This is a genomic window from Oxalicibacterium solurbis (assembly GCF_014635845.1).
GTDB classification, from domain to species: Bacteria; Pseudomonadota; Gammaproteobacteria; order Burkholderiales; family Burkholderiaceae_D; genus Oxalicibacterium; species Oxalicibacterium solurbis.
Genome location: NZ_BMDP01000002.1, coordinates 504,978 through 526,724, shown reverse-complemented (window position 1 = coordinate 526,724; position 21,747 = coordinate 504,978). Strand labels below are relative to the sequence as shown.

General features: G+C 58.5%; 19 protein-coding genes. 3 read left to right on the top strand and 16 right to left on the bottom strand.

Translation table 11 applies throughout. From position 1 onward, the window contains the following. Positions 1 to 2: 2 nt before the first annotated feature. From IEV40_RS08095 to pstS, 8 genes are all read right to left on the bottom strand, one after another. Positions 3 to 1,169, bottom strand: coding sequence for a nucleotide sugar dehydrogenase (locus IEV40_RS08095; RefSeq protein WP_188420473.1), 1,167 nt, complete (start codon positions 1,167 to 1,169; stop codon positions 3 to 5). Positions 1,170 to 1,369: 200 nt separating this feature from the next. After that, on the bottom strand, positions 1,370 to 2,659 hold the full coding sequence (gene phoR / locus IEV40_RS08090) for a phosphate regulon sensor histidine kinase PhoR (RefSeq protein ID WP_188420472.1): 1,290 nt from the start codon (positions 2,657 to 2,659) through the stop codon (positions 1,370 to 1,372). Between the two features lie 18 nt (positions 2,660 to 2,677). Then, the gene (gene phoB / locus IEV40_RS08085; protein ID WP_188420471.1) at positions 2,678 to 3,367 is read right to left on the bottom strand and encodes a phosphate regulon transcriptional regulator PhoB; all 690 of its coding nucleotides are present in this window, start codon (positions 3,365 to 3,367) and stop codon (positions 2,678 to 2,680) included. A gap of 6 nt (positions 3,368 to 3,373) precedes the next feature. Beyond that, positions 3,374 to 4,084, bottom strand: a complete 711-nt coding sequence (gene phoU / locus IEV40_RS08080; protein WP_188420470.1) for a phosphate signaling complex protein PhoU — start codon at positions 4,082 to 4,084, stop codon at positions 3,374 to 3,376. Between the two features lie 56 nt (positions 4,085 to 4,140). After that, positions 4,141 to 4,920 (bottom strand): phosphate ABC transporter ATP-binding protein PstB, encoded by a 780-nt coding sequence (gene pstB / locus IEV40_RS08075; protein ID WP_188420469.1) that lies wholly within the window; start codon positions 4,918 to 4,920, stop codon positions 4,141 to 4,143. 25 nt (positions 4,921 to 4,945) lie between these two features. Next, the gene (pstA, locus tag IEV40_RS08070) at positions 4,946 to 5,821 is read right to left on the bottom strand and encodes a phosphate ABC transporter permease PstA (RefSeq protein WP_229724023.1); all 876 of its coding nucleotides are present in this window, start codon (positions 5,819 to 5,821) and stop codon (positions 4,946 to 4,948) included. Beyond that, positions 5,818 to 6,807 carry a phosphate ABC transporter permease subunit PstC gene (pstC, locus tag IEV40_RS08065; protein WP_229724054.1) on the bottom strand — a complete coding sequence of 330 codons (990 nt, stop codon included), beginning with the start codon at positions 6,805 to 6,807 and terminating at the stop codon, positions 5,818 to 5,820. The genes pstA and pstC overlap by 4 nt, the downstream gene beginning before the upstream one ends. Before the next feature lie 137 nt (positions 6,808 to 6,944). Beyond that, complete coding sequence (gene pstS / locus IEV40_RS08060) at positions 6,945 to 7,988, bottom strand: phosphate ABC transporter substrate-binding protein PstS (RefSeq protein ID WP_188420467.1); 1,044 nt, start codon at positions 7,986 to 7,988, stop codon at positions 6,945 to 6,947. 182 nt (positions 7,989 to 8,170) lie between these two features. On the opposite strand from pstS, the gene ppk1 reads away from it, so the two are divergent. Continuing rightward, the gene (ppk1, locus tag IEV40_RS08055; RefSeq protein ID WP_229724053.1) at positions 8,171 to 10,270 is read left to right on the top strand and encodes a polyphosphate kinase 1; all 2,100 of its coding nucleotides are present in this window, start codon (positions 8,171 to 8,173) and stop codon (positions 10,268 to 10,270) included. A gap of 4 nt (positions 10,271 to 10,274) precedes the next feature. After that, on the top strand, positions 10,275 to 10,730 hold the full coding sequence (sixA, locus tag IEV40_RS08050) for a phosphohistidine phosphatase SixA (protein WP_188420465.1): 456 nt from the start codon (positions 10,275 to 10,277) through the stop codon (positions 10,728 to 10,730). Between the two features lie 111 nt (positions 10,731 to 10,841). Here sixA and IEV40_RS08045 read toward each other — a convergent pair whose 3' ends face one another. The 4 genes from IEV40_RS08045 to IEV40_RS08030 all read right to left on the bottom strand — a co-directional run bounded on the left by IEV40_RS08045 (position 10,842) and on the right by IEV40_RS08030 (position 14,308). Then, positions 10,842 to 11,879: a glycosyltransferase family 4 protein gene (locus tag IEV40_RS08045; RefSeq protein WP_188420464.1), complete on the bottom strand. Its 1,038-nt coding sequence runs from the start codon at positions 11,877 to 11,879 to the stop codon at positions 10,842 to 10,844. Then, positions 11,861 to 12,727 carry a UDP-2,3-diacylglucosamine diphosphatase gene (locus tag IEV40_RS08040; protein ID WP_188420463.1) on the bottom strand — a complete coding sequence of 289 codons (867 nt, stop codon included), beginning with the start codon at positions 12,725 to 12,727 and terminating at the stop codon, positions 11,861 to 11,863. Before IEV40_RS08040 ends, IEV40_RS08045 begins: the two co-directional genes overlap by 19 nt. Next, positions 12,724 to 13,491, bottom strand: a complete 768-nt coding sequence (locus IEV40_RS08035; RefSeq protein WP_188420462.1) for a GNAT family N-acetyltransferase — start codon at positions 13,489 to 13,491, stop codon at positions 12,724 to 12,726. Before IEV40_RS08035 ends, IEV40_RS08040 begins: the two co-directional genes overlap by 4 nt. 196 nt (positions 13,492 to 13,687) lie before the next feature. Beyond that, positions 13,688 to 14,308 carry a hypothetical protein gene (locus IEV40_RS08030; RefSeq protein ID WP_229724022.1) on the bottom strand — a complete coding sequence of 207 codons (621 nt, stop codon included), beginning with the start codon at positions 14,306 to 14,308 and terminating at the stop codon, positions 13,688 to 13,690. A 175-nt stretch (positions 14,309 to 14,483) separates the two neighbouring features. Here IEV40_RS08030 and IEV40_RS08025 point away from each other — a divergent pair, with 175 nt between their 5' ends. Beyond that, positions 14,484 to 15,605, top strand: a complete 1,122-nt coding sequence (locus IEV40_RS08025) for an ABC transporter substrate-binding protein (RefSeq protein WP_188420461.1) — start codon at positions 14,484 to 14,486, stop codon at positions 15,603 to 15,605. Here the strand turns inward: IEV40_RS08025 and IEV40_RS08020 are convergent, their stop codons facing one another. The 4 genes from IEV40_RS08020 to IEV40_RS08005 form a co-directional block, all read right to left on the bottom strand. After that, positions 15,606 to 16,205 carry a DedA family protein gene (locus tag IEV40_RS08020; RefSeq protein ID WP_188420460.1) on the bottom strand — a complete coding sequence of 200 codons (600 nt, stop codon included), beginning with the start codon at positions 16,203 to 16,205 and terminating at the stop codon, positions 15,606 to 15,608. Positions 16,206 to 16,344: 139 nt separating this feature from the next. Next, on the bottom strand, positions 16,345 to 17,799 hold the full coding sequence (locus tag IEV40_RS08015) for a Ppx/GppA phosphatase family protein (protein ID WP_188420459.1): 1,455 nt from the start codon (positions 17,797 to 17,799) through the stop codon (positions 16,345 to 16,347). A gap of 321 nt (positions 17,800 to 18,120) precedes the next feature. Next, the gene (locus tag IEV40_RS08010) at positions 18,121 to 19,371 is read right to left on the bottom strand and encodes an Hsp70 family protein (protein WP_188420458.1); all 1,251 of its coding nucleotides are present in this window, start codon (positions 19,369 to 19,371) and stop codon (positions 18,121 to 18,123) included. A gap of 130 nt (positions 19,372 to 19,501) precedes the next feature. After that, positions 19,502 to 21,739 (bottom strand): TonB-dependent receptor, encoded by a 2,238-nt coding sequence (locus IEV40_RS08005; RefSeq protein WP_188420457.1) that lies wholly within the window; start codon positions 21,737 to 21,739, stop codon positions 19,502 to 19,504. Positions 21,740 to 21,747 lie beyond the last annotated feature (8 nt).

Sequence of the window (21,747 nt, the reverse complement as noted above, 5' to 3'; positions counted from 1 at the left end):
GGTTAGTCGTTACCGAACAGGTCCCGCGTATAAACCTTGTCCTTCACATCCGCCAGTTGCGCATCCAGGCGATTGGCAACGATCACCTCTGCCTCCCGCTTGAATGCAGCCAAGTCTCGCACCACCCGTGACCGGAAGAATTCCTTCTCCTGCAACACAGGCTCATAAATGATGACATCGATACCTTTGGCCTTGATACGCTTCATGATTCCCTGGATGCTGGAAGCCCGAAAATTGTCCGAACCGGCTTTCATGATCAGGCGATAGATACCGACCACCTTCGGATTCATCCGAACGATGGAATCTGCGACGAAATCCTTGCGCGTCGTATTGGAATCCACAATCGCCCGCATCAGGGTCTGCGGCACATTCTGGTAATTCGCCAGCAACTGCTTCGTATCCTTGGGCAGGCAATAGCCGCCGTAGCCGAAAGAAGGGTTGTTATAGTGATTGCCGATGCGCGGATCCAGCGAGACGCCTTCGATGATCTGGCGCGTATCCAGCCCATGCGTGGCGGCATAGCTATCCAGCTCGTTGAAATAGGCCACGCGCATGGCGAGGTAGGTGTTCGAGAAAAGCTTGACGGCCTCGGCTTCGGTGGAATCCGTGAACAGAACGGGGGCATCCTTCTTGACCGCGCCTTCCAGAAGCAGATCGGCGAAAACCTTGGCTCGATCGGAACGCTCACCGACGATGATGCGCGATGGGTAAAGATTGTCGTACAGTGCCTTGCCTTCCCGCAGAAATTCCGGAGAAAAGACGATGTTGTCGCTACCCGTTTTGGTTTTGATCGCAGCGGTGTAGCCGACCGGAACGGTGGATTTGATCACCATGACGGCCTGCGGATTGACGGCCATCACATCGGCGATCACCGATTCGACGGAACTGGTATTGAAGTAGTTGGTTTCGGTATCGTAGTCGGTCGGCGTGGCGATCACGACGAAATCAGCACCGGCATACGCTTCCTGTTTATCCAGCGTCGCCTTCAGGTTCAGGCTGCGATTTTTCAGGAAATCCTCAATCTCGGCATCAATGATCGGAGATTCGCGGCGATTGATTAGTGTTACACGTTCGGAATTGATATCGATTGCAACAACCTCGTGGTGCTGCGCCAGCAAAACGGCGTTCGACATCCCCACATAACCTGTGCCGGCAACGGCTATTTTCAATTTAGTCTCCGGCATACAAATAATCCACTACTGCCTACTTCCACCTCATTTGTTTTTGTTGGGAAATTGAGGAATGGAAAGCTTTTAGGTGCAGCGATTTTGCCACAACCCCATGCCTTTTTGTTATCTATTTACATCCGGTCACAGGAATACCCTTCCGCTCGGGAAAGAGCTTGCCTATTTGCAAAGGAAAGAAGGGGTCAGCTAAAGGATGGGGAATTAAAACGCACGGTAAACGTGCTGCCCTGCTCCGGCTCCGATTCGATCGCCAGCACGGCGCCATGCCGCAGCAGCACGTGCTTGACGATAGCCAATCCCAGGCCTGTCCCCTGCGTTTCGCGGGAGCGGCTCTTGTCGACGCGATAGAAACGTTCTGTCAGGCGCGCGATATGTTCGGCGCTGATGCCGATGCCATCGTCCCGGACGGAGAATTCCGGGCCAGTTTCACCGTTTTTCCATGCGATGTCGATGTGACCGCCTTCCGGTGTGTAGCGCACGGCATTGGAAACGAGATTGCTGAAGGCGCTGCGCAGCTCGTCGCTGCTGCCCTGCACGTCCGGTCCGTCGACCAACAACGAAATCGTATGGCGGCCGCCGGATAGCGCTCTGGCTTCTTGCAGGATCTGCTCCAGCAGGTTGTGGACGTTGACGGATTCGGCACGCAACGGATAATCGATCGATTCCAGCCGTGTCAGTGTCAACATGTCTTCGACGAGGTTTTGCATCCGCTCGCCCTGCTCGATCATCAGTTTCAGGTGCCCCATGCGCGTTTCCTGCGCCAGATCCGGCTGGCTGTAGGCGATTTCCAGGAAGCCGTTGATGACGGTCAGCGGTGTGCGCAATTCGTGCGATGCGTTGGCGATGAAGTCGCGCCGCATCATCTCGATGCGTTCGGATTCGGTCGCATCGTGCGTGACGAGGATCTGCCGGCGGTTCTCGAACGGGATGATCTGCACGATCAACTTACGGTCGCGCAGGCTCAGCGTCAGCGGCTGTTCGTAGCGGCCGAGGATGATGTAGTCGATGAAATCGGGGCTGCGGATCAGGTTGGTGACACGCATGCCCTTGTCGCGGCTGTTGTTCAGGCCCAGATGCCGCTCGGCGGCAGGATTGCACCATTCGAGAAACAGCACGTCGTCCATGATGGCGACGCCATCCGGCAGCAGGCTCATCGCCTGGCGGAAGCGCGCCAGCCATTCGCTCAGTTCGGCACGGTTGCGTTCGTCATCACGGCGCAGCTTGTACAGACGGGAAAAAATGTCGGTCCATGCACCCCAGCCGTCCGGCAGCTTTTCGCTATCGGGACGATCCAGCCAGCCGGACAACAGGTACAGATAATTGAGCTGGACGAGGATCAAGACGATCGCGCAGAGAAAACCTGCAGCCAGACCGGCAATCGGACCGAAGAGCCAGGCGACGACTGCCGCGCCGATCAGGACGAGGCAAAGCCGCAGCGCGGCAGGCACCCAGAACAGCAACTGTGGACTCATGGACGGGATAGTTTCGGCTTATTTTTCAGAGAGCATATAGCCTACACTACGAACCGTCTTGATCAGATGCTCCGCATCCTTCAATGCCTTGCGCAGGCGCAGCACGTGGACATCGACCGTACGTTCCTCAATGACGACGTGATCGCCCCACACCTTGTCCAGCAGCTGGTTGCGCGAGAACACGCGCTCCGGATGCGCCAGCAGGAACTTCAGCAGCTTGAATTCGGCATGGCCGATATCGATCTTGTCGCCCTTCAGCGTGACGCTGCAGCTGATCGGGTCAAGCGTGATCGGGCCGGCATTCATCAGCGTCTGCGAATGTTCGGGGGTCTTGCGGCGCAGCAGTGCGTTGATGCGTGCCGTCAGTTCGCGCGGCGAGAACGGCTTGGTGACATAGTCGTCCGCACCGTTGTCCAGGCCGGCGATCTTGTCTTCTTCCATGCTCTTGGCCGTCAGCATGATGATCGGCAGTTCGTTGAACTGGCGGTCGCTGCGGATGCGCGACAGCAGGCGCAGGCCGCTCTGATCCGGCAGCATCCAGTCCAGCAGGATCAGTTGCGGCAGGCGCTGCTGCAGGAATTCCCACGCTTCGGCTGCGTTTTGCGCGGAAGCGACGTTCCAGCCGGCGCCTTTCAGCGTGAACGTCACCAGTTCGATGATGGGCAGTTCGTCTTCGACAATCAGGATCGTTGGTTTTTCAGCGGGCATATTCGGTTAGCTGGCAGTACGTTCATCCAGGCGGGAAACGGCATAGTCGGTATGGCGGATGTCCTTGCCTTCGACAATATAGATCACATATTCGGCGATGTTCTTTGCATGGTCGCCAATGCGCTCGATCGCCTTGGCAACCCACAATGTATCCAGCGCGCCGGAAATCGTGCGCGGGTCTTCCATCATGAAGGTGATCAGCGCACGCATGATGGAACGGAATTCGTGATCGACCGCTTCATCCTGCGCAATCAGCTTGATCGCCTGCTTGCCGTCCAGGCGTGCAAAAGCGTCAAGCGCATCATGCAGCATATTACCTGCACTGGCGGCCATGACGCGAATCGTTTCATAGTGATTGATCGCCGTTACGCCGCGTTCGCTGATGCTCTTGGCTGCGCGTGCGATCTTGGTCGATTCGTCGCCGACGCGCTCAAGGTCGGTGATGACCTTGATCGTCGCCATCACGGTGCGCAAGTCGTTGGCGGCTGGCTGCCGCTTGACGATCAGATGGCTGCACGCATCGTCCAGCGAGACTTCGAGGTTGTTGACGTTTTCATCGGCCTTGATGATCTGGTCGGCCTGCGCCACATTGCCGCTGCGGAAGGCGGAAACGGCGTCCTGAAACTGGCTTTCGACCAGACCGCCCATCAGCAACACCTTGGAGCGGATGGTTTCCAGATCCATGTCGTATTGCTTGGAAGAGTGTTCGCCTGTCATGGTTTCTCCTGAATATTCGATTTACGGGTCGCTTGTTGATGTTCTTCTGGACGCAATCAACCGAAGCGGCCGGTAATGTAGTCCTGCGTATCCTTCTTGGCCGGATTCATGAAGATCTGATCCGTCTCGCCGAATTCGACCAGTTCGCCCAGATACATGTAGGCGGTGTAATCCGAGCAGCGCGCGGCCTGCTGCATGTTGTGCGTGACGATGGCGATCGTGTAGTCGCCCTTCAGTTCGCTGATCAGTTCCTCGATCTTGGCGGTCGAGATCGGGTCCAGCGCCGAAGTCGGTTCATCCAGCAGCAGCACGTCCGGTTTCACTGCCACGCCACGCGCGATGCACAGGCGTTGTTGCTGGCCGCCGGACAATGACAGGCCGCTCTTGTTCAGCTTGTCCTTCACTTCGCTCCACAGCGCCGCCTTGTTCAGCGCCCATTCGACACGTTCGTCCATTTCGCCCTTCGGCAGGTTTTCATACAGACGCACGCCAAAGGCGATGTTGTCGTAGATCGACATCGGAAACGGCGTCGGCTTCTGGAACACCATGCCGACCTTGGCACGCAGCATGTTCACGTCCTGGCCCGGTTCGAGAATATTGGCGCCGTGGTACAGGATGGCGCCTTCCGCACGCTGGCCCGGATACAGGTCGTACATGCGGTTGAAGGTGCGCAGCAGCGTCGATTTGCCGCAGCCGGACGGGCCAATGAAAGCCGTTACCTTCTTGTCGTGGATGTCCAGGTTGATGTTCTTCAATCCCTGGAAACCGCCATAGTAGAAGTTGAGATTCTGGATCTCGAGGGTCTTTTTGTTGATCGTTTCTGCAGACGTAGTCATAGAGTTAGCCCGGAAGAATTCAGTTTCAGTGATTGATCTTTTGATTGAACAGCGAACGCGACAGAATGTTGAGCGCCAGCACGCTGAACGTGATCAGCAACGCGCCGCCCCACGCCAGTGCGCGCCAGTTTTCATATGGGCTCATCGCGAACTGGTAGATAACGACCGGCAGATTGGCCATCGGCGCATTCATGTTCGCGCTGTAGAACTGGTTGTTCAGAGCGGTGAACAGCAGCGGTGCGGTTTCGCCGGAAATACGCGCCACCGCCAGCAGCACGCCGGTGATGACGCCGGCCTTCACTGCACGCAGCCGCACGAAGGTGGAAACACGCCAGCGCGGCGCACCCAGTGCGAATGCCGCTTCACGCAGGCTGGTCGGCACCATGCCCAGCATGTTGTCAGTAGTACGCACGACGACAGGGATCGCGATCAGCGAGATCGCGAAGCTGCCAGCCCAGCCGGAGAAGTGCTGCACATTGGCGACGTATATCGCATAGATAAACAGGCCGATCACGATGGACGGTGCCGACAGCATGATGTCCGTCACGAAGCGTGTGACCTTGGCAAACAGGCTGACCTCGCCGTATTCGGCCAGATAGACGCCGGCAAAGACGCCAATCGGCGTGCTGATCAACGTCGCCGCGCCAACCATCAGCAGGCTGCCGACGATCGCATTCATCAGGCCGCCGCCTTCGCTGCCCGGTGCCGGCGTGGTTTGCGTGAAGATGGCCAGGTCGATTGCGCCCACGCCCTTGACGATCAGCGTGAACAGAATCCACATCAGGAAGAACAGGCCGAGCACCATCGCCAGGAACGACAGCGCAATGCCAACGCGATGGATGAACAGGCGTTTGCGGTAGACCGGGTTGATCTGCTCTTTTTGCATGACGGTATCGGTCATTTCGCGCCCTCCTTGCGGGCCATGCCCATCAGCATCAGCTTGGCGGCCGACAGGACGAGGAAAGTAATCACGAACAGGATCAGGCCGAGCGCGAACAACGACGATACGTGCAGCGTCGTTTCCGCTTCGGCGAATTCATTGGCCAGCGTCGAGGCGATACTGTTACCGGCCGAAAACAGCGACCACGACAGCTTGTGTGCATTGCCGATGACGAAGGTAATCGCCATCGTCTCGCCCAGCGCGCGGCCCAGGCCCAGCATCACTCCGCCGACCACGCCGATGCGCGTATATGGCAGCACCACCTTGCGCACGACTTCCCACTTCGTGCAGCCCAGCGCATAGGCGGATTCTTTCAGTACCGGCGGCACGATCTCGAACACGTCGCGCATCACTGAAGCGATGAACGGGATGATCATGACGGCGAGGATGATGCCGGCGGCCAAAATGCCAATGCCCATGTGCGGGCCGGCAAACAGGTTGCCGATGATCGGCAGCTTACCCAGCGTCGCCGCCAGCGCCGGCTGGATGTAATCGGAAAACAGCGGTGCGAAGACGAACAGCCCCCACATGCCGTAGATGATGCTGGGCACACCAGCCAGCAGTTCGACCGCAGTGCCCAGCGGGCGCTTCAGCCAGGCCGGGCAGATTTCGGTGAGGAACAATGCAATGCCGAAGCTGACCGGAAACGCGATCAGCAAGGCGATAAGCGAAGTAACCAGCGTGCCGACGATGGCGATCGCCGCACCGTACTGGTCGTTGACGGGATCCCATTCGATGCTCGTGATGAACGGCAGGCCGAAGGCCTTCAAGGCCGGCCAGGCATTGATCATCAGCGATGCGATGATCCCCAGCAGAACGAGCAGCACGGAGAGTGCGAACAGGAAGGTAACCTTATGAAACAGAAAATCCTGCAACCGCTGGCGGCGCATCGTGGCCATCAGCGATTTGCTGAAAACGGCGCCCTGTGTTTTGGCATCCTGGCCCATCATGGCCGGAGCGGGAAGAGTATCGGGACGTGCGCTCATGGTCTTCTCAGGCGAATTGGGCCGGCGCAAGGCGGAACCCTTGTCGGATTTCGTCATTGCGGCCGGCCCGTCATGTTAGATAGCGTGGAAGGAAGCGATTACCAGATCGCCTTGCCGGAAGCGTCCTTGAGGTCGGCTTTCCAGGCTTGTTCGACCAGTTTCACGACCGATTCCGGCATCGCGACGTAATCCAGTTCGGAAGCCATTGCGCCACCGTTCTTGTACGACCATTCGAAGAACTTCAGGACTTCCTTCGCACGTTCAGCCGAAGCTTGCGTGGTGTGCATCAGGATGAACGAAGCACCGGTGATCGGCCAGCTTGCCTTGCCCGGCTGGTTGGTCAGCACGATCTGCATGCCCGGGGTCTTGGCCCAGTCAGCACCGGCAGCAGCAGCCTTGAAGCTGGTGTCGTCAGGCTGGACGAAGTTGCCTTCGCGGTTTTGCAGCTGCGTGTGCGACAGCTTGTTCTTGTGCGCGTAAGCGTATTCGACGTAACCGATCGAACCCTTGATACGCTGAACGTTGGCGGCGACGCCTTCGTTACCCTTGCCGCCTACGCCGACCGGCCATTTGACGGCCGTACCTGCACCGACTTCGCTCTTGAAGTCAGCATTGGTTTGCGACAGGAAATTGGTCCACAGGAAGGACGTACCCGAACCGTCCGAACGGTGAACGACGGTGATGTCGCTGTCCGGCAGCTTCACGCCCGGGTTGAGCGCGCTGATCTTGCCGTCGTTCCACTTGGTGATCTTGCCCAGGTAGATGTTAGCCAACACTTCCGGCGTCATCTTCATCTGGCCTGGCGCCACGCCTTCCAGGTTGACGATAGGAACCACGCCGCCCATGATGGCAGGGAACTGCATCAGACCGGATTCTTTCAGGTCTTCAGGCTTCAGCGGCATGTCGGATGCGCCGAAGTCGACGGTCTTGGCCTTGATTTGCTTGATGCCGCCGCCGGAGCCGATCGACTGATAGTTCAGGCCGGTGCCGGTTGCTGCTTTATAGGACTCTGCCCATTTCGAATAGATCGGATACGGGAAGGTTGCGCCGGCGCCGGTGATGTCTGCCGCCATTGCCGAAGTAATCGTCAAAGCCGCACCTGCAGCGATGACAGCGGATTTCACGAAGAGATTCAATCGCATAACTGCTCCTTAGTTAAAAAACCAACTTGATGAGACATGCGAGACTCTACCCAGCAATTGTGACAGCTTTATGACGCCGCAAAAATCGTGTCATAAATGCGAAAAATCGCGATTTTCCTGTCATCAAGTTGTCATAAACGAACAATAGACTCAGCGGCATCTTCATGAAGAAATCCAGAAAAATGCACAAGAAAGCCGTACTCGATGTCGTGCCAGCCCATGTCCCGCCGAAGTCCGCCATTTATCTGAATCGCGAGCTGTCACAACTCGCCTTCAACCGGCGCGTACTGGCGCAGGCAGAAAACCTGCATGTGCCGCTGCTGGAACGTCTGAAATATCTGTGCATCGTCAGTAACAATCTCGACGAGTTGTTCGAAGTGCGCATCGCCAGCCTGCTGGCGAACAACCATATGGAAATCGAACCGGCCGAAGTACCGTCGATTTCAGCCGCCTTGAACATTGCCGCGACTGAATGTCACCGCCTGGTCGAACATCAATACCGCGTACTGAACGAAAGTATCCTGCCGCAACTGGCGAAGGAAGGCATCTATCTGTTACGCGACCAGGATCGCAGCGACGAACAGCGCGCCTGGGTCAAGCAGTATTTCGACCGCGAAGTCCGCCCGCTCTTGACGCCGATCGGCCTCGATCCGGCACATCCCTTCCCGCAGGTCGTCAACAAAAGTCTGAATTTCATCGTCGAACTGTCCGGCAAGGATGCGTTCGGCCGCGGCACCGGGATTGCCATCCTGAAAGCGCCACGCGTCTTGCCGCGCGTCATTCAATTGCCGCCGGAGCTGTCGAAAAACGGCGTCGCGTTCTGCCTGTTGTCTTCCGTCATCCACGCGCATATCAACGATCTGTTTCCGGGGCGCGAGGTCATGTCGTACTCGCAATTCCGCGTCACCCGCAACAGCGATCTGTGGGTCGATGAAGAAGAAGTGAAGAACTTGCGCCAGGCGCTGCAGGGTGAATTGCAAAGCCGCAACTTCGGTGTTGCAGTACGGCTGGAAGTTGCCAAGAACTGCCCGCAGCAGTTGTCCGATTTCCTGCTGCAGCAATTCTCGATCGACAAATCGCGCCTGTACGCGGTGGACGGCCCGGTGAACCTGGTGCGCCTGTCCGAAATCATCGATCACGCATCGAAGCCGGAACTGCGCTTCCCGCCCTACTCGCCGACCTATCCGCCGCGGCTGGCGAACGTCGACCTATTCGCCGCCATCCGCAAGCAGGATGTGCTGTTGCACCATCCTTATCAATCGTTCCAGCCGGTGCTGGAATTCGTGCGCGAGGCAGCGCTCGATCCGGACGTGGTCGCCATCAAGCAGACGATCTACCGCACCGGCATGAACTCGGACCTGATGGAATCGCTGATCCTGGCCGCCCAGCGCGGCAAGGAAGTCACCGTCATCGTCGAACTGATGGCACGTTTCGACGAGGAAGCCAACATTAACTGGGCCGACCGGCTGGAACGCGCCGGCGCGCAAGTCGTCTACGGCGTCGTCGGCCTGAAGACGCACGCCAAGCTGGCGCTCGTCATCCGCCGCGAGGAAGGCACGTTCCGCTACTACGCCCACCTCGGCACCGGCAACTACCATCCGAGCACCACCAAGTTCTACACCGATTTCGGTCTGATGACGGCCAATCCGGCGATTTCCACCGAGGTCAACGAAGTCTTCATCCACCTGACCAGCCTGACCAAGCCGAAAACGCTGCATCACCTGTGGCTGGCGCCGTTCGCGCTGCAGAAGGAATTCATCCGCGCCATCCGCAACGAGGCCAAGATCGCCAAGGCCGGCCGCCCCGGCCGCATCATCGCCAAGATGAATGCGCTGCTGGACGAATCGGTGATCCGCGCGCTGTACGCGGCTTCCGCCGATGGCGTGAAGATCGACCTGATCGTGCGCGGCGCCTGCGCGCTGCGTCCCGGCGTGCCGGGGCTGTCGGAAAACATCCGCGTGCGTTCCATCGTCGGCCGTTTCCTCGAACACAGCCGCATCTATTACTTCCGCAACGATCTGGCGCACGACGTCTACCTGTCCAGCGCCGACTGGATGAACCGCAACCTGTTCCGCCGCATCGAGGTCGCCTTCCCGGTTCTCGACCCCGCATTGAAGAAACGCGTCATCAACGAAGGCCTGAATCCCTACCTGAAAGATAACGTCAACGCCTGGGAACTCGATTCGGACGGCAACTATCACAAGAGAAAGCCCCGCGGAAAACTGGCCGCGTTCGGCGCGCAGCAATATCTGATGCAGATACTGGGCACCCCGGTGGAGTAGCGAAATGGAACTGATCCTGTGGCGACATGCAGAAGCGGAAATGGGTGAACCCGACGAAGGACGCGCGCTGACGGCCAAGGGTCACAAGCAGGCATCGAAGATGGCCGAATGGCTGGACCGCAACCTGCCCAACAGTTGCCGCATCCTGGTCAGTCCCGCCACGCGCGCCGTGCAGACGGCCGAAGCGCTAAACCGCAAGTTCAAGATCGTTCCCGACCTCGCCCCCGATTCGACAGCCGAGCGAATACTCGCCGCCGCCCACTGGCCGGACAGCCGTGAGCCGGTGCTCATCATCGGCCACCAGCCGACGCTAGGCCAGGTCGCCGCCACGCTGCTGACCGGCGCACCGCAGGACTGGACGATCCGCAAAGGCAACATCTGGTGGATCGTGCAGCGCGAGCGTGAAGGCGTTGCCGAACATTTCATCCGTTCGGTGATGGGGCCGGATCTTGCAAAATAGCTGACAAAGTAGGCAACGTAATATGACGAAGTAACACAGCGACCAATACCAGTGTCCCAATGCAAAGCGGGAGGCAAACGCCTCCCGCTTTTTTCATTCCTGCCGTAATCGTCAGGCGATCGACGAGCGCACCGCCGGCAGCGGCTTGATGCGACGCACCGGATGCAGATGCCGAACGAACTGCTGCGTCGCCTCTTCCCACGAATAGCAAAGCGCATGTTCGCGCACCGTCGAACGCTTCAGGCCCAGCGCCGCAAAGCAGGCCTTGGACAGATCCTCGTCCAGCACGCCTGACTTGCCGTGCGCCACTACGTCCACCGGCCCTTCGACTGGATAGGCTGCCACCGGCACGCCGCAAGCCATCGCCTCGATCATGACCAGGCCGAAGGTATCGGTACGGCTGGGGAATACGAACACGTCGGCACAGTTGTAATACGCTGGCAGCATTTCGTGTGTCTTCGCGCCGAGGAAACGCACGTGCGGATACTTCGCCTCCAGCTCTTCGCGCATCGGGCCGTCGCCGATGACCCATTTCGCGCCGGGCAGGTCCATCTGCAGGAATGCTTCGATATTCTTCTCGACCGCGACGCGGCCTACGTACAGGTACAACGGCCGTTCGTGCGTCAATTCCTCGCGCGGTCCCGGCTTGAAATGCTGCGTATCGACGCCGCGGCTCCACAGCACCACGTTGCGGAAACCGCTGCGTTCCAGCGCTTCCCGCATGCGCGGCGTCGGTACCATGACCGATTTCGACGGCCGGTGGAACCACTTCAACCAGCGGTATGAAATCGCCAGAGGCAGGCGGAAACGCGCACGCAAGTATTCCGGAAAGCGCGTGTGATAGGCGGTCGTGAAATCCAGCCCGTTGTTCAGGCAATAGCGGCGTGCCGCCAATCCCATCGGTCCTTCGGTGGCGATGTGGATGCAATCGGGATCGAACGCCTTCAACGCCGCCGCCACTTTTGCATAGGGCTTGTAGGCCAGCCGGATTTCCGGATAGGTCGGGCAGGCGTAGCTGCGCATGTTTTCCGGAGTCAGCATCAACACCGCGTGGCCTGACGCGCGCAACTGGCGACGCGTGGCCTTCAATGTATTGACGACGCCGTTGACCTGCGGCGCCCAGGCATCCGTCACGATGGCGATACGCATGCTTCCTCCATTTTTTGCTTGGCGGCGGCCGACGGTGCAACGATTTCCTGCCAGCTCACCAGCCGCAGTTCACCGGAATGCTCTTCCACCAGCGCCGACAGGCTTTCCACCCAGTCGCCGTCGTTGCAGTAGAGAATGCCGTCGATGCTGCGGATTTCCGGTTTGTGGATATGGCCGCAGATGACGCCATCCAGCCCGCGTCGCTGCGCCTCTTCGGCCAGTGCTTGCTCGAACGACGAGATGTAGCTGACCGCGTTCTTCACCTTCAGCTTCAGGTATTGCGACAGCGACCAGTACGGCAGGCCGGCGCGCGCACGCCAGCTGTTCAACCACTGATTCCACTTCAGGATCATCGTGTACAGGCTGTCGCCCACATAGGCCAGCCACTTGGCGCAGGCGATCACACCGTCGAAACGGTCGCCGTGCAGCACCAGCATGCGCTTGCCCTGCGCCGTCGTATGCACGAGTTCGTCGCGCACGCGGATGCCGCCGAAATCCAGATCGATAAACTGGCGCACCGCTTCGTCGTGATTACCCGGCACGAAGATGACTTCGGTACCCTTCTTCGCCTTCTTCAGCACCGTCTGCACCACATCGTTGTGCGACTGCTCCCAGTACCAGCGGCGCTTCAGCTGCCAGCCGTCGATGATGTCGCCGACCAGGTACAGCGTCTCCGATTCGGTACGGCGCAGGAATTCCAGCAGACGTTGCGCCTGACACCCCGTCGTCCCCAAATGCACGTCCGAAATCCAGATGGTGCGGAAGCGGACCGGTTCGCGCTTGCCGGAACCGGACTCGATGTCCGCACCGATGAAATCTGCCGTCAGAAAGGGATCGCGCGGTTTCATGCTGGCTGGCTCTCCTTCAGGTAGTGGCGGGCGTAGCGACTGTCCAGCTTGGCGAGCGGCAGCATCATGAACAGATCCGCGCTGTGGAAATCAGGATCCCATGCCGGTTCGCCACAGATCCAGGCGCCGCTGCGCAGGTAACCCTTGATCAGCGGCGGAATCGTCGGTGCCTGCGTGGCGTCGCGATCATCCAGCGGAAACGGCAGATGCGGGCGGACACGGTATTCGGTCGGCGCCAGATTGCTTTCGCTGACCTTGCGGTACAGCGCCGCGGCGTTGTGGCCGCCGTCCGCCAGACTGATGCTGGCGCAACCGATCAGGTATTCGCATTTTTCACGCTGCATGAAAGCGGCCAGGCCGGCCCACAGCATCATGATGACGGCGCCGCTGCGATAGGCGGGATCGATGCAGGCACGGCCCGCTTCGGCAATGCGGTTGCGCAGGTGATGCAGGCGACCGAGGTCGAATTCCTGCTCGGAGTAGAAGCGGCCGGCACGGCGTGCGCCCTGCGGGCTCAGCACGCGATAGGTGCCGACCACTTTCAGCGTTTCGGCATCGCGCACGATCAGGTGGTCGCAATAGGTGTCGTATTCGTCGCGATCCAGGCCTTCCGCGTTGGCAAGCGCGGTCAATCCCATCGACTCGATGAACACCTTGTAGCGCAAGCGCTGCACTTCACGCACTTCTTCCGGCGTGCTGGCAAAACTCAACGTCAGGCGCGAGGAGGAAGCGGCTGCATCGGCGGAGGTCGTCAGTGTCTGCATGTTTCGTCCTTTGTAGTGTGACGGGACGAAGCGTAACTACCGATTACTTCAGCAAAATGACAGCGTCATGTCAGTTTGATGACACGACAACAGATGAAAAAAGCCGGTGCGTATTACCGCGCCGGCCTTGTATCTTCGTACATTTTTTCCGTACATTTCTGCGCCTTGCCGTCCGCAAGGCAATAGTTGCAGATCGTTATTTTTCCTTCTTAGGGCGACCAGCCTTGATCGGTGCCAGTGCCTGGATCACGCCATTGAGCTTGCCCATATCCATCGTGCGGATCAGCACAAGGCCTGCACGCAGCAGTTCGCTCTTCTTGACCGAGACGCCTTTTTTCAGGAAAGCCTTCTTCACATCCGCCAGCACCTGATATTCGGATTCCGGCATCGTGAAGCTGTCGCGTACCAGCTTCGCCTTCTTGACCTTTTCCTTCACTTCGGCCTGCTTCGGCTGGGTTTTCGGTGCCGGCTTTGCTGCAGGCTGCGACGTCGGTTTGGCCGTCGTCGACTTCGATACCTTGGCCGACCTGGTTGGCCCGGTCGATTTTGTCGACTTGGTTGGCGTTGTGGCTTTAGTCGCCGCCTTGGTTGCGGTCTTGCGTGCCGGCTGTTTCGCTGCGGAAGCGGTCTTTACCGGCGTCGCCTTTTTCGCTGGCTGCCGTGCCGGCGACCGCTTCGCTGCAGGCTGTTTCACTGCCGGTGCTTTTTTTGCGGTCCTGGATGTCTTGCCGGCCGCTACCGGTTTGTCCTTCGAAGCGGCAATCGCTTCCCTTTCCGCTGCCGGCTTGTCCGACGACTTGTCTGCATTTTCCTTCACGCCACCCTCCTCAAGAATAAATCGTATAAATAATATATATAGTTTATTCAATTTAAGCAAGACTTACGGCCGATGCAATTCGAGCGGTTTTGGTTTCGGCCTTCGGCGCCATTCATCAACCCGTCACAATCGGCAAGCAGAATTGCGCTCCAATAGGACAACCCTGCGCCAATACATGCTGCCACGCCTTTTTCGCCTTCTCTCCATTGCGTCCACCGCGCTTCTGATCACGACTCCGGCCTTCCCGGCCGACGAACCGGATACCATCGTAATCGGCCAGGTCATCGATCTTTCCAGCCCGAATGCCGCCATCGGCCGAGATTACGTAGCCGGCATCAAGACCTATTTCGATGCGCTGAATGCCGCCGGCGGCATCAACGGCAAGCGGATACGCTACGTCACGCGTGACGACCAGGCCTCACCTCAGGCCGCGGCACGCGCGGCCACCGAACTGATCGAGCGCGATCGCGTCGATTACCTGCTAGGCGGCGTCGGCGGCGGTGTCACACAGGGAATCCTGGATGCGCCGGCCTTCAAGCGCAGCCATCTGCAACTGTTCGCGCCGCTGGTGGCATCCACCGGCATTGCCAGCACGCGCGTCGTGTTCTGGCGTCCAGACTATCTGCAGGAAATTCGCCACATCCTGTCGCACTTCGCGCCGCTGGGCATGCAGGATGTCGGCGTCGTCTATCAGGACGATTCCTCTTCGCAGCAGGCGTTCCAGGCACTGTCCGCCGAACTGAAGCAGCGCAAGCTGCAGCTACGCGGCGCAGTACGCATCGGCACCGACGAGAAACGCAATGTGCAGGAAATCGCACAACTGGCCGCTGCCAAACCCGGCTTCGTGATTGCGATCGGCGATGCGATCGGCACGGCGCTGTTCCTGAAGGAATTCCGTAAATCGGCGCCGCAGACCTTCGTCGCCGGCACCTCGCTGACCAATCTGGAAACGCTGCGCGAACTCGCCGGCCAGCGTGCAGTGGAATGGACAGTGTTCTCGCAGGTCGTGCCCAATCCCAACAACGGCAAGACGGCGCTGCAACTGGAACACCTGAACATGATGAAGAAATACCGCGACGAGCCGCCGTCGGCATTGACGCTGGAAGGCTTTGCCGTCGCCAAGACGCTGGCGCTGGCCATCCGTCGTGCCAAGCGCCCCGGCGACGCCATGCAGGAATTGACGAAGCCGGGTACCGTGATCGAACTTGGCGGCCTGGCGGCAATCGCCAAGCCGGACAACCGGCTGTCCGATTACGTGGATATCGCGCTGTTCATGAAAGGCGCGCTGGTGTTCTGATCAGTGCTGCGGCTTGAAGCGGATGAAGCGGTAAACGTAGACCGCAATGACCGTCAGCACTACCAGCTTGGATAACGGATCGACGTATCCTTCCACCACTTCGTACTGCGATTCGAGCAGGAAGCCGGCCATCGTCAGCAACGTGGTCCAGATCAGCGAACCGATCGTCGAATAGGCGAGAAACGGCAGCATCGGCATGCGGATGATGCCGGCCGGTACCGAGATCAGCGTACGGATCGCCGGCACCAGGCGGCCGAAGAAAACCGCCGCACCCTCGTGCCGTTCGAACCAGTCTGAAGCCATGTCGATGTCTGCCGGCGAGACTGTCATCCAGCGGCCGAAACGGTTCGCCATCCGCTTCAATCTGTCCTTGCCGAACAAGGCACCGGCGTAATACCACGGCAGCGCACCGACCACGGAGCCGGCCGTGCCGGACAGGATCACCAGAATCAAATCCAGTTCGCCGCGTGCTGCGACAAAGCCGGCCAGCGGCATGATGAGTTCGGATGGGATCGGCGGAAACACGTTTTCCGCCAGCATCAGCAGGAAGATGCCCAGATAACCGCTTTGTGAAACGATGTCGGTAATGCTGTCGAACAAGATGCGCTCCGGAAAAAGTCGGGGGATTGCCGCCCGCCATTGTAATGGCGCATGGCACGATTGCGACGCTGAATTGCCCGCGCTGATTCAGAGAGGATGCGCCGGCAAAGGTTCAGCCGGCGATGCCGCGTTCAGATCATCACGTCAGGCGAACCGAAAAATCGATGCCGACCTCGCTCCAGGCTTCCGGCTCCTTGGAAATCCAGTAGGAAACGGTCGGATGACTTTCCGCCCAGACGCGCGGCACTTCCAGTTCGATGCGGTTCTTCATCTTGATGCGTACCGCATCCGGGGTGACATCGATGCGCGCATGCATCAGCGTCACTGCCAGCCGCAGAGCCACCACCGCCTTGGCGAAATCGGCATCTGCCAGGCTGTCGCCGATCTTGCGCAGATTGCCCTTCTGCGCCAGCACGAAACGCCCCATCGTGCGCTGCTCGCGCGTGGTGAAGCCGGACAGATCGGCATTCTCGATCATGTAGGCGCCGTGCTTGTGATAGCCGCTGTGCGAGACGGACAGGCCGATCTCGTGCAGCAGCGCGCTCCAGTACAGCAAGCGCGCATAGGCATCGTCGTTCGGTTTCAGCAATGCGAACATGGTCGCCGCGATATAGGCGGCGCGATCGGCGCGGCTTTCATCTGCGTGAAAGCGCTGCAGAAAATCGCGCACAGACAGTTCGCGCCGGTCGCGCCGCGTGGCCCGCAATTGCAGATCCCACAGCACGCCCATCCGCAGGCCGGCCTCCACCGGCTTCATCGAACGGATGCCCAGTTCCTGCATGATGCCGATCAACGTGGCAAGGCCGCCGGTGATGCTGGTCGCGCGATCGGCCTTCATGCCGGCCAGATCGATGCGGCTGGCGTGGCCGAACTGGATCAGGCGGCGCTTCATCGCCTCCAGGCTTTTCAACGTCAGCTCCGCACCGTCGCCGATCCCGTTGCGCGCAATCGCATCGGCGATCGCCCGTATCGTGCCGGACGAACCATAAGCGTTCGTCCACGATTTCTCGCGGTACTGCGGCGCGGCATCCTCGAAGCGCGAACGGGCGGACAGGATGGCGGCGTCGAAGGCGGCCGCATCGATATTGCCGTCCGCAAAGAAGCCGTTCGTCTGCGGCACCGTGCCGATGCTGAACGATTCGACGACTTCGATTTCGGTCCCCGTGCCGAGGATCAGTTCGGTCGAGCCGCCGCCGATGTCCAGCACCAGCCTGCGCTCGTTCGACGGCAAGGCGCTGGCGACGCCCAGATAGATCAGCCGCCCTTCTTCCTCGCCGGAGATGATTTCGATCGGATAGCCGATCGCCGCTTCCGCCCGCGGCAGGAATGCCGAGGCATTCTTCGCGATGCGCATCGTGTTGGTGGCAACCACGCGTACCGCATTCAACGGATAAGTGCTCAGAATGGAATTGAAACGGGCCAGCGATTCGACGGCGCTATCCATCGCCGCAGCGGTCAGATTGCCCTTGCTGTCCAGCCCGGAACCGAGGCGGATCGGATCGCGCGCACTCTTGATGATGCGCATCGTCTCGCCATCGTGTCTGCCGATATGCAGGCGAAAACTGTTCGATCCCAAATCCACTGCCGCAAACATCTGATCCTTTCAGGCCTGGTTTTCCTGTTCACGGCAGCATCGTGCCGCGACGAAAAGTTCGTGAAGATAATCCCGTATTGTGACGGCTTGATGACGATTCGGGACGCAAACGAATGGCAGCCGAATCGCGCACCGACTCGCACATCGAACCACGTATCGAAAAATACGGAAATTATTTATACCATTTTAGCTTCGTCCCGGCAAAACAGGAAACATGCTTCGTGATGCATGTCGCATCCATGTCGAGAAAATGGCAAATGAAGACGCGGCGTATGCGTAGCTCATACAGCGATGCAGCGGCCAAAATGGAATCAATATGCGTCAGCCGAATTTTCTTGCTGCATCCAGCGCCAGCCCCGCGCCGATGCTACCGAACAAATCGCCTTCGACACGACGCGCCTCGGGCAGCAAGGCTGCAATGCGTTCGCGCAGCAGATGCACACCGCTGGAGCCGCCGGTGAACACGACGGTATCGACATCCTGCGCTGCGATGCCGGCGTCAGCCAGCAGGCGCGTCACCGTCGTCTCGATGGATTCAACCAGCTTGCCGATGGCCTGCTCGAATCCGTCGCGTTCCAGCAGCAGCATCTCCGCCGGCTGCAGGCGATCGAGGCGCAATTCGGTCTGGCGCTGCGACGACAGCGCAATCTTGCCCTCTTCCGCCTTCAGCGCCAGCCAATGGCCGGCGCGCTGCTCGATCACGTTCAGCAGGCGATCCAGCTTTTCCTTCTCGCGCGCATCGCGGTAGATGTCCTTGATCTGCAGCCAGGTCTTCTGCGTGTAGGCAAGATTGATCGTGTGCCAGGTCGCCAGGTTGAAGTAATAGCTGGACGGCACTTCCGTGCCGCTGGCGAGACGCGATCCGAGTCCGAGCAGCGGCATGATGCTGTCCAGGCTCAGGTATTTGTCGAAATCGGTGCCGCCGATGTGGATGCCGCCGGAAGCCAGGATATCGCTGCGGCGATCGGCCTGTTTCGCACGCTGTGGCGACAGACGCACCAGCGAGAAATCCGACGTGCCGCCGCCGATATCGGCGATCAGTACCAGTTCTTCTCGTTCGAGTTGGGATTCGTAATCGAAAGCGGCAGCAATCGGTTCGTACTGGAACTCGATTTCCCTGAAGCCGACCGATTGCGCGATTTCATATAGCGTGTCTTCGGCCAGCGTATCCGCCTCTTCGTCGCCATCGACAAAATGCACGGGACGTCCCAATACCGCATTCGTGAATTCGCGCCCCGCCGCCGCTTCCGCGCGGCGCTTCAGTTCCCCGATGAATTGCGTCAGCAGCATGCGAAACGGCAGCACCGTTCCCATCACTTCGGTCTGGTCGTCGATCAGGCTGGTTCCGAGCAGGCTCTTCAGTGACCGCATCAGGCGGCCTTCGTAGCCTTCAAGATAGTTGGACAGCGCCGCACGGCCGTAATAGACCTGCTCTTCGTCGGCATTGAAGAAAACGACGGACGGCAGCGTGACCTTGCCGTCTTCCAGCTGCAGCAGCGGCGATTGCCCCGGCCGATGCCAGCCGAAGGTCGAGTTCGATGTGCCGAAATCGACACCGCATGCATTTGTCATGGCGCGTTCCATTGGTGAAAGGGCCATGATGATACGGCATTCGTCAAATCAAAGGGCGGACATCAATTGCCAAACTCATGACAATTGATGTCCGCCCTCATGTAAGGAGTCAGAGATATCGGTAAAAAGATCAAAAATCTATCGTTGCACTGACAACAACAGTACGTGGAGTACCAAGCACCAAATATCCGCTTCCTGGATATCCTCCAACAGAAGCCCAATAATCTTTATCCGTAGCGTTATTGATGCGAGCACGCCATGTCACCAAACGGCCACCGATCTCGGACAGATAACGCGCGCCTAAATCCAGGCGTGTCCAGCCCGGTACACGCAGGGTGTTTGCGTTGTCTGCATACACACGACCCGTAGAAATAATTTGGGAGTCGAGCGACAAGCCTTGGATTCCGGGGACTTTCCATTCGAGCCCGATATTTGCCTGTACATCCGGCACCCCGATGACCTTATTACCATCAGTCAGGCCATTGCTTGTTTTCTTTTGTTTAGCATCTAGAAGTGTCAAACCACCCAGCAATTTCAGATTGCGGGTAGCTTCTCCGTAAACTGTGAATTCCACCCCTTGATGACGATCTTCGCCATTCACGCTGAATACGCTCGTCGTCGGAGATGTTTGCGTAAGAAGAGAGCTGGGCTTGTCAGTCGTGAAGAAGGCAACCCCGCCGCCGATTCTTCCCGCATCATATTTGACGCCAATTTCTTTTTGTTTGGCAACGTAAGGAGAGAAAACCGTATTTGCGTTTGTGACAGTTCTCGAGCCATCCGCCATTGGAGCGACAGCACCTTGCGCAAGGCTTTCAATATAGTTTGCGTAAGCAGAAAGGCGATCCGTTGCTTTCCAGACCAAGCCCACCACCGGCGATATACGCGACTTGTCGTAACCGCCAGAACCACCTGTATTCTGCTCACCGGTATAGTAGTTGTAGCTACGCACATCAAGCTTTTGTTGACGAACGCCCAAAGTGAGCAACACACGGTCATCAGCAAAGGAAAGTGTGTCTCCCACTGCAATGCTGTTGAATTGCTTTCTTGTCGTGACATTGGGGTCATTCATATCGCCACCTGACGTAACAGGTGTTGTCGTCGCAGGTCGCGCGCTTTTAGTCGGGTTGTACAAGTTAGTCGAAATACCACCGCCCGGACTCCAGGAATAGGCATTTTCCGACGACAAATAATATGTCGATGCCGAAGCCACCAAAGTATGTCCGACGGAGCCCGTTCTTAATTTGGTACGAATACCGATTTCAGCGCTCTTGACGATATCTTCACGGTAGTTGTCAGCGCGTCGTGTATTGCCATCACCGGTAATCGGATCGGTGACAGTAATGTTGGCGAGCGAATTCTCCTCGGTCGAACGGCGCATACCAAATGCGCCCCAGGCCGTCGTATCGGTAGAAAGGTCATACTCGGCCCTGAAAGTACCGAAAGTATCCCTCTCATTGGAATACGACCAATCCTGCGCCCAGTTACTGTCGTTGTCAGGTGCCGTGGGAACAGAAGTCAAACCGGAACCGAGCGTGACATTGGTACGGGCTCGCTTCAGTTTATTATCCTGATGACCGATATCGGCAGACAAACGCACATCGCGACTGCGCCAATCCACACCCAGAGCAAGCACACTCAATTCTGTTTTTTCATCATCTACACCAGTATTTCCTTCCCGACGTACCGCGTTCAGCCGAACACCTGTATTACCATCAGGGCCAAATCTTCTTGCGATGTCAGCAGCTACGCTACCTTGGGTACCAATGCCGCCCCCAACCGTCACTTGCGTAAGCGGATCATTTGGCGCTCGCTTCGGCAATAAGTTAATCGAACCACCAACCCCCCCGCCTCCGGGTGAGGCACCGGTCAAAAAGGCACTGGCACCTTTCAAGACCTCTACACGCTCAAACAACTCCGCAGCAACATATTGACGAGGTAGCAAACTGTATAGGCCGTTATAGGCGACCTCATCTGATCCAAGCAAAAAGCCACGAATGAAATAAGACTCCTGAAAATTTCCGAAACCGCGCGCCACCCTTACTGAAGGATCATTGCGCAGAACGTCTGCAACACTGCGTGCCTGCTGGTTCTGAATCAGTTCATTCGTATAACTCGTGACATTGAACGGCACATCCATATTGTCCTGCGTACCCAAAATGCCGATACGCCCGCCACGCGCCACCTGCCCGCCGGCATAAGGCTTCGACAAACCTTCCGCCGAGGCATCGGCCGACGCATTGACGACGATGGTGCCGAGCGTCTGCTCAGGAGTCGTAACGGCCGTATCGGCTGGTTGTTGCGCAAAGGCGCCGCCTGCTACGAGAAAGGCGGCAATGGCGATGGGAGAGCGTCGGAATCGGGAGGACATGAAGAAAT

What these genes read in the sequence shown, in the direction of transcription:
- phoR (WP_188420472.1), bottom strand. Translation starts at nt 2,659, where the DNA reads ATGAGTCCACAGTTGCTGTTCTGGGTGCCTGCCGCGCTGCGGCTTTGC.
- phoB (WP_188420471.1), bottom strand. Translation starts at nt 3,367, where the DNA reads ATGCCCGCTGAAAAACCAACGATCCTGATTGTCGAAGACGAACTGCCC.
- phoU (WP_188420470.1), bottom strand. Translation starts at nt 4,084, where the DNA reads ATGACAGGCGAACACTCTTCCAAGCAATACGACATGGATCTGGAAACC.
- pstB (WP_188420469.1), bottom strand. Translation starts at nt 4,920, where the DNA reads ATGACTACGTCTGCAGAAACGATCAACAAAAAGACCCTCGAGATCCAG.
- pstA (WP_229724023.1), bottom strand. Translation starts at nt 5,821, where the DNA reads ATGACCGATACCGTCATGCAAAAAGAGCAGATCAACCCGGTCTACCGC.
- pstC (WP_229724054.1), bottom strand. Translation starts at nt 6,807, where the DNA reads ATGGGCCAGGATGCCAAAACACAGGGCGCCGTTTTCAGCAAATCGCTG.
- pstS (WP_188420467.1), bottom strand. Translation starts at nt 7,988, where the DNA reads ATGCGATTGAATCTCTTCGTGAAATCCGCTGTCATCGCTGCAGGTGCG.
- ppk1 (WP_229724053.1), top strand. Translation starts at nt 8,171, where the DNA reads ATGCACAAGAAAGCCGTACTCGATGTCGTGCCAGCCCATGTCCCGCCG.
- sixA (WP_188420465.1), top strand. Translation starts at nt 10,275, where the DNA reads ATGGAACTGATCCTGTGGCGACATGCAGAAGCGGAAATGGGTGAACCC.
- IEV40_RS08045 (WP_188420464.1), bottom strand. Translation starts at nt 11,879, where the DNA reads ATGCGTATCGCCATCGTGACGGATGCCTGGGCGCCGCAGGTCAACGGC.
- IEV40_RS08040 (WP_188420463.1), bottom strand. Translation starts at nt 12,727, where the DNA reads ATGAAACCGCGCGATCCCTTTCTGACGGCAGATTTCATCGGTGCGGAC.
- IEV40_RS08035 (WP_188420462.1), bottom strand. Translation starts at nt 13,491, where the DNA reads ATGCAGACACTGACGACCTCCGCCGATGCAGCCGCTTCCTCCTCGCGC.
- IEV40_RS08025 (WP_188420461.1), top strand. Translation starts at nt 14,484, where the DNA reads ATGCTGCCACGCCTTTTTCGCCTTCTCTCCATTGCGTCCACCGCGCTT.
- IEV40_RS08015 (WP_188420459.1), bottom strand. Translation starts at nt 17,799, where the DNA reads ATGTTTGCGGCAGTGGATTTGGGATCGAACAGTTTTCGCCTGCATATC.
- IEV40_RS08010 (WP_188420458.1), bottom strand. Translation starts at nt 19,371, where the DNA reads ATGACAAATGCATGCGGTGTCGATTTCGGCACATCGAACTCGACCTTC.
- IEV40_RS08005 (WP_188420457.1), bottom strand. Translation starts at nt 21,739, where the DNA reads ATGTCCTCCCGATTCCGACGCTCTCCCATCGCCATTGCCGCCTTTCTC.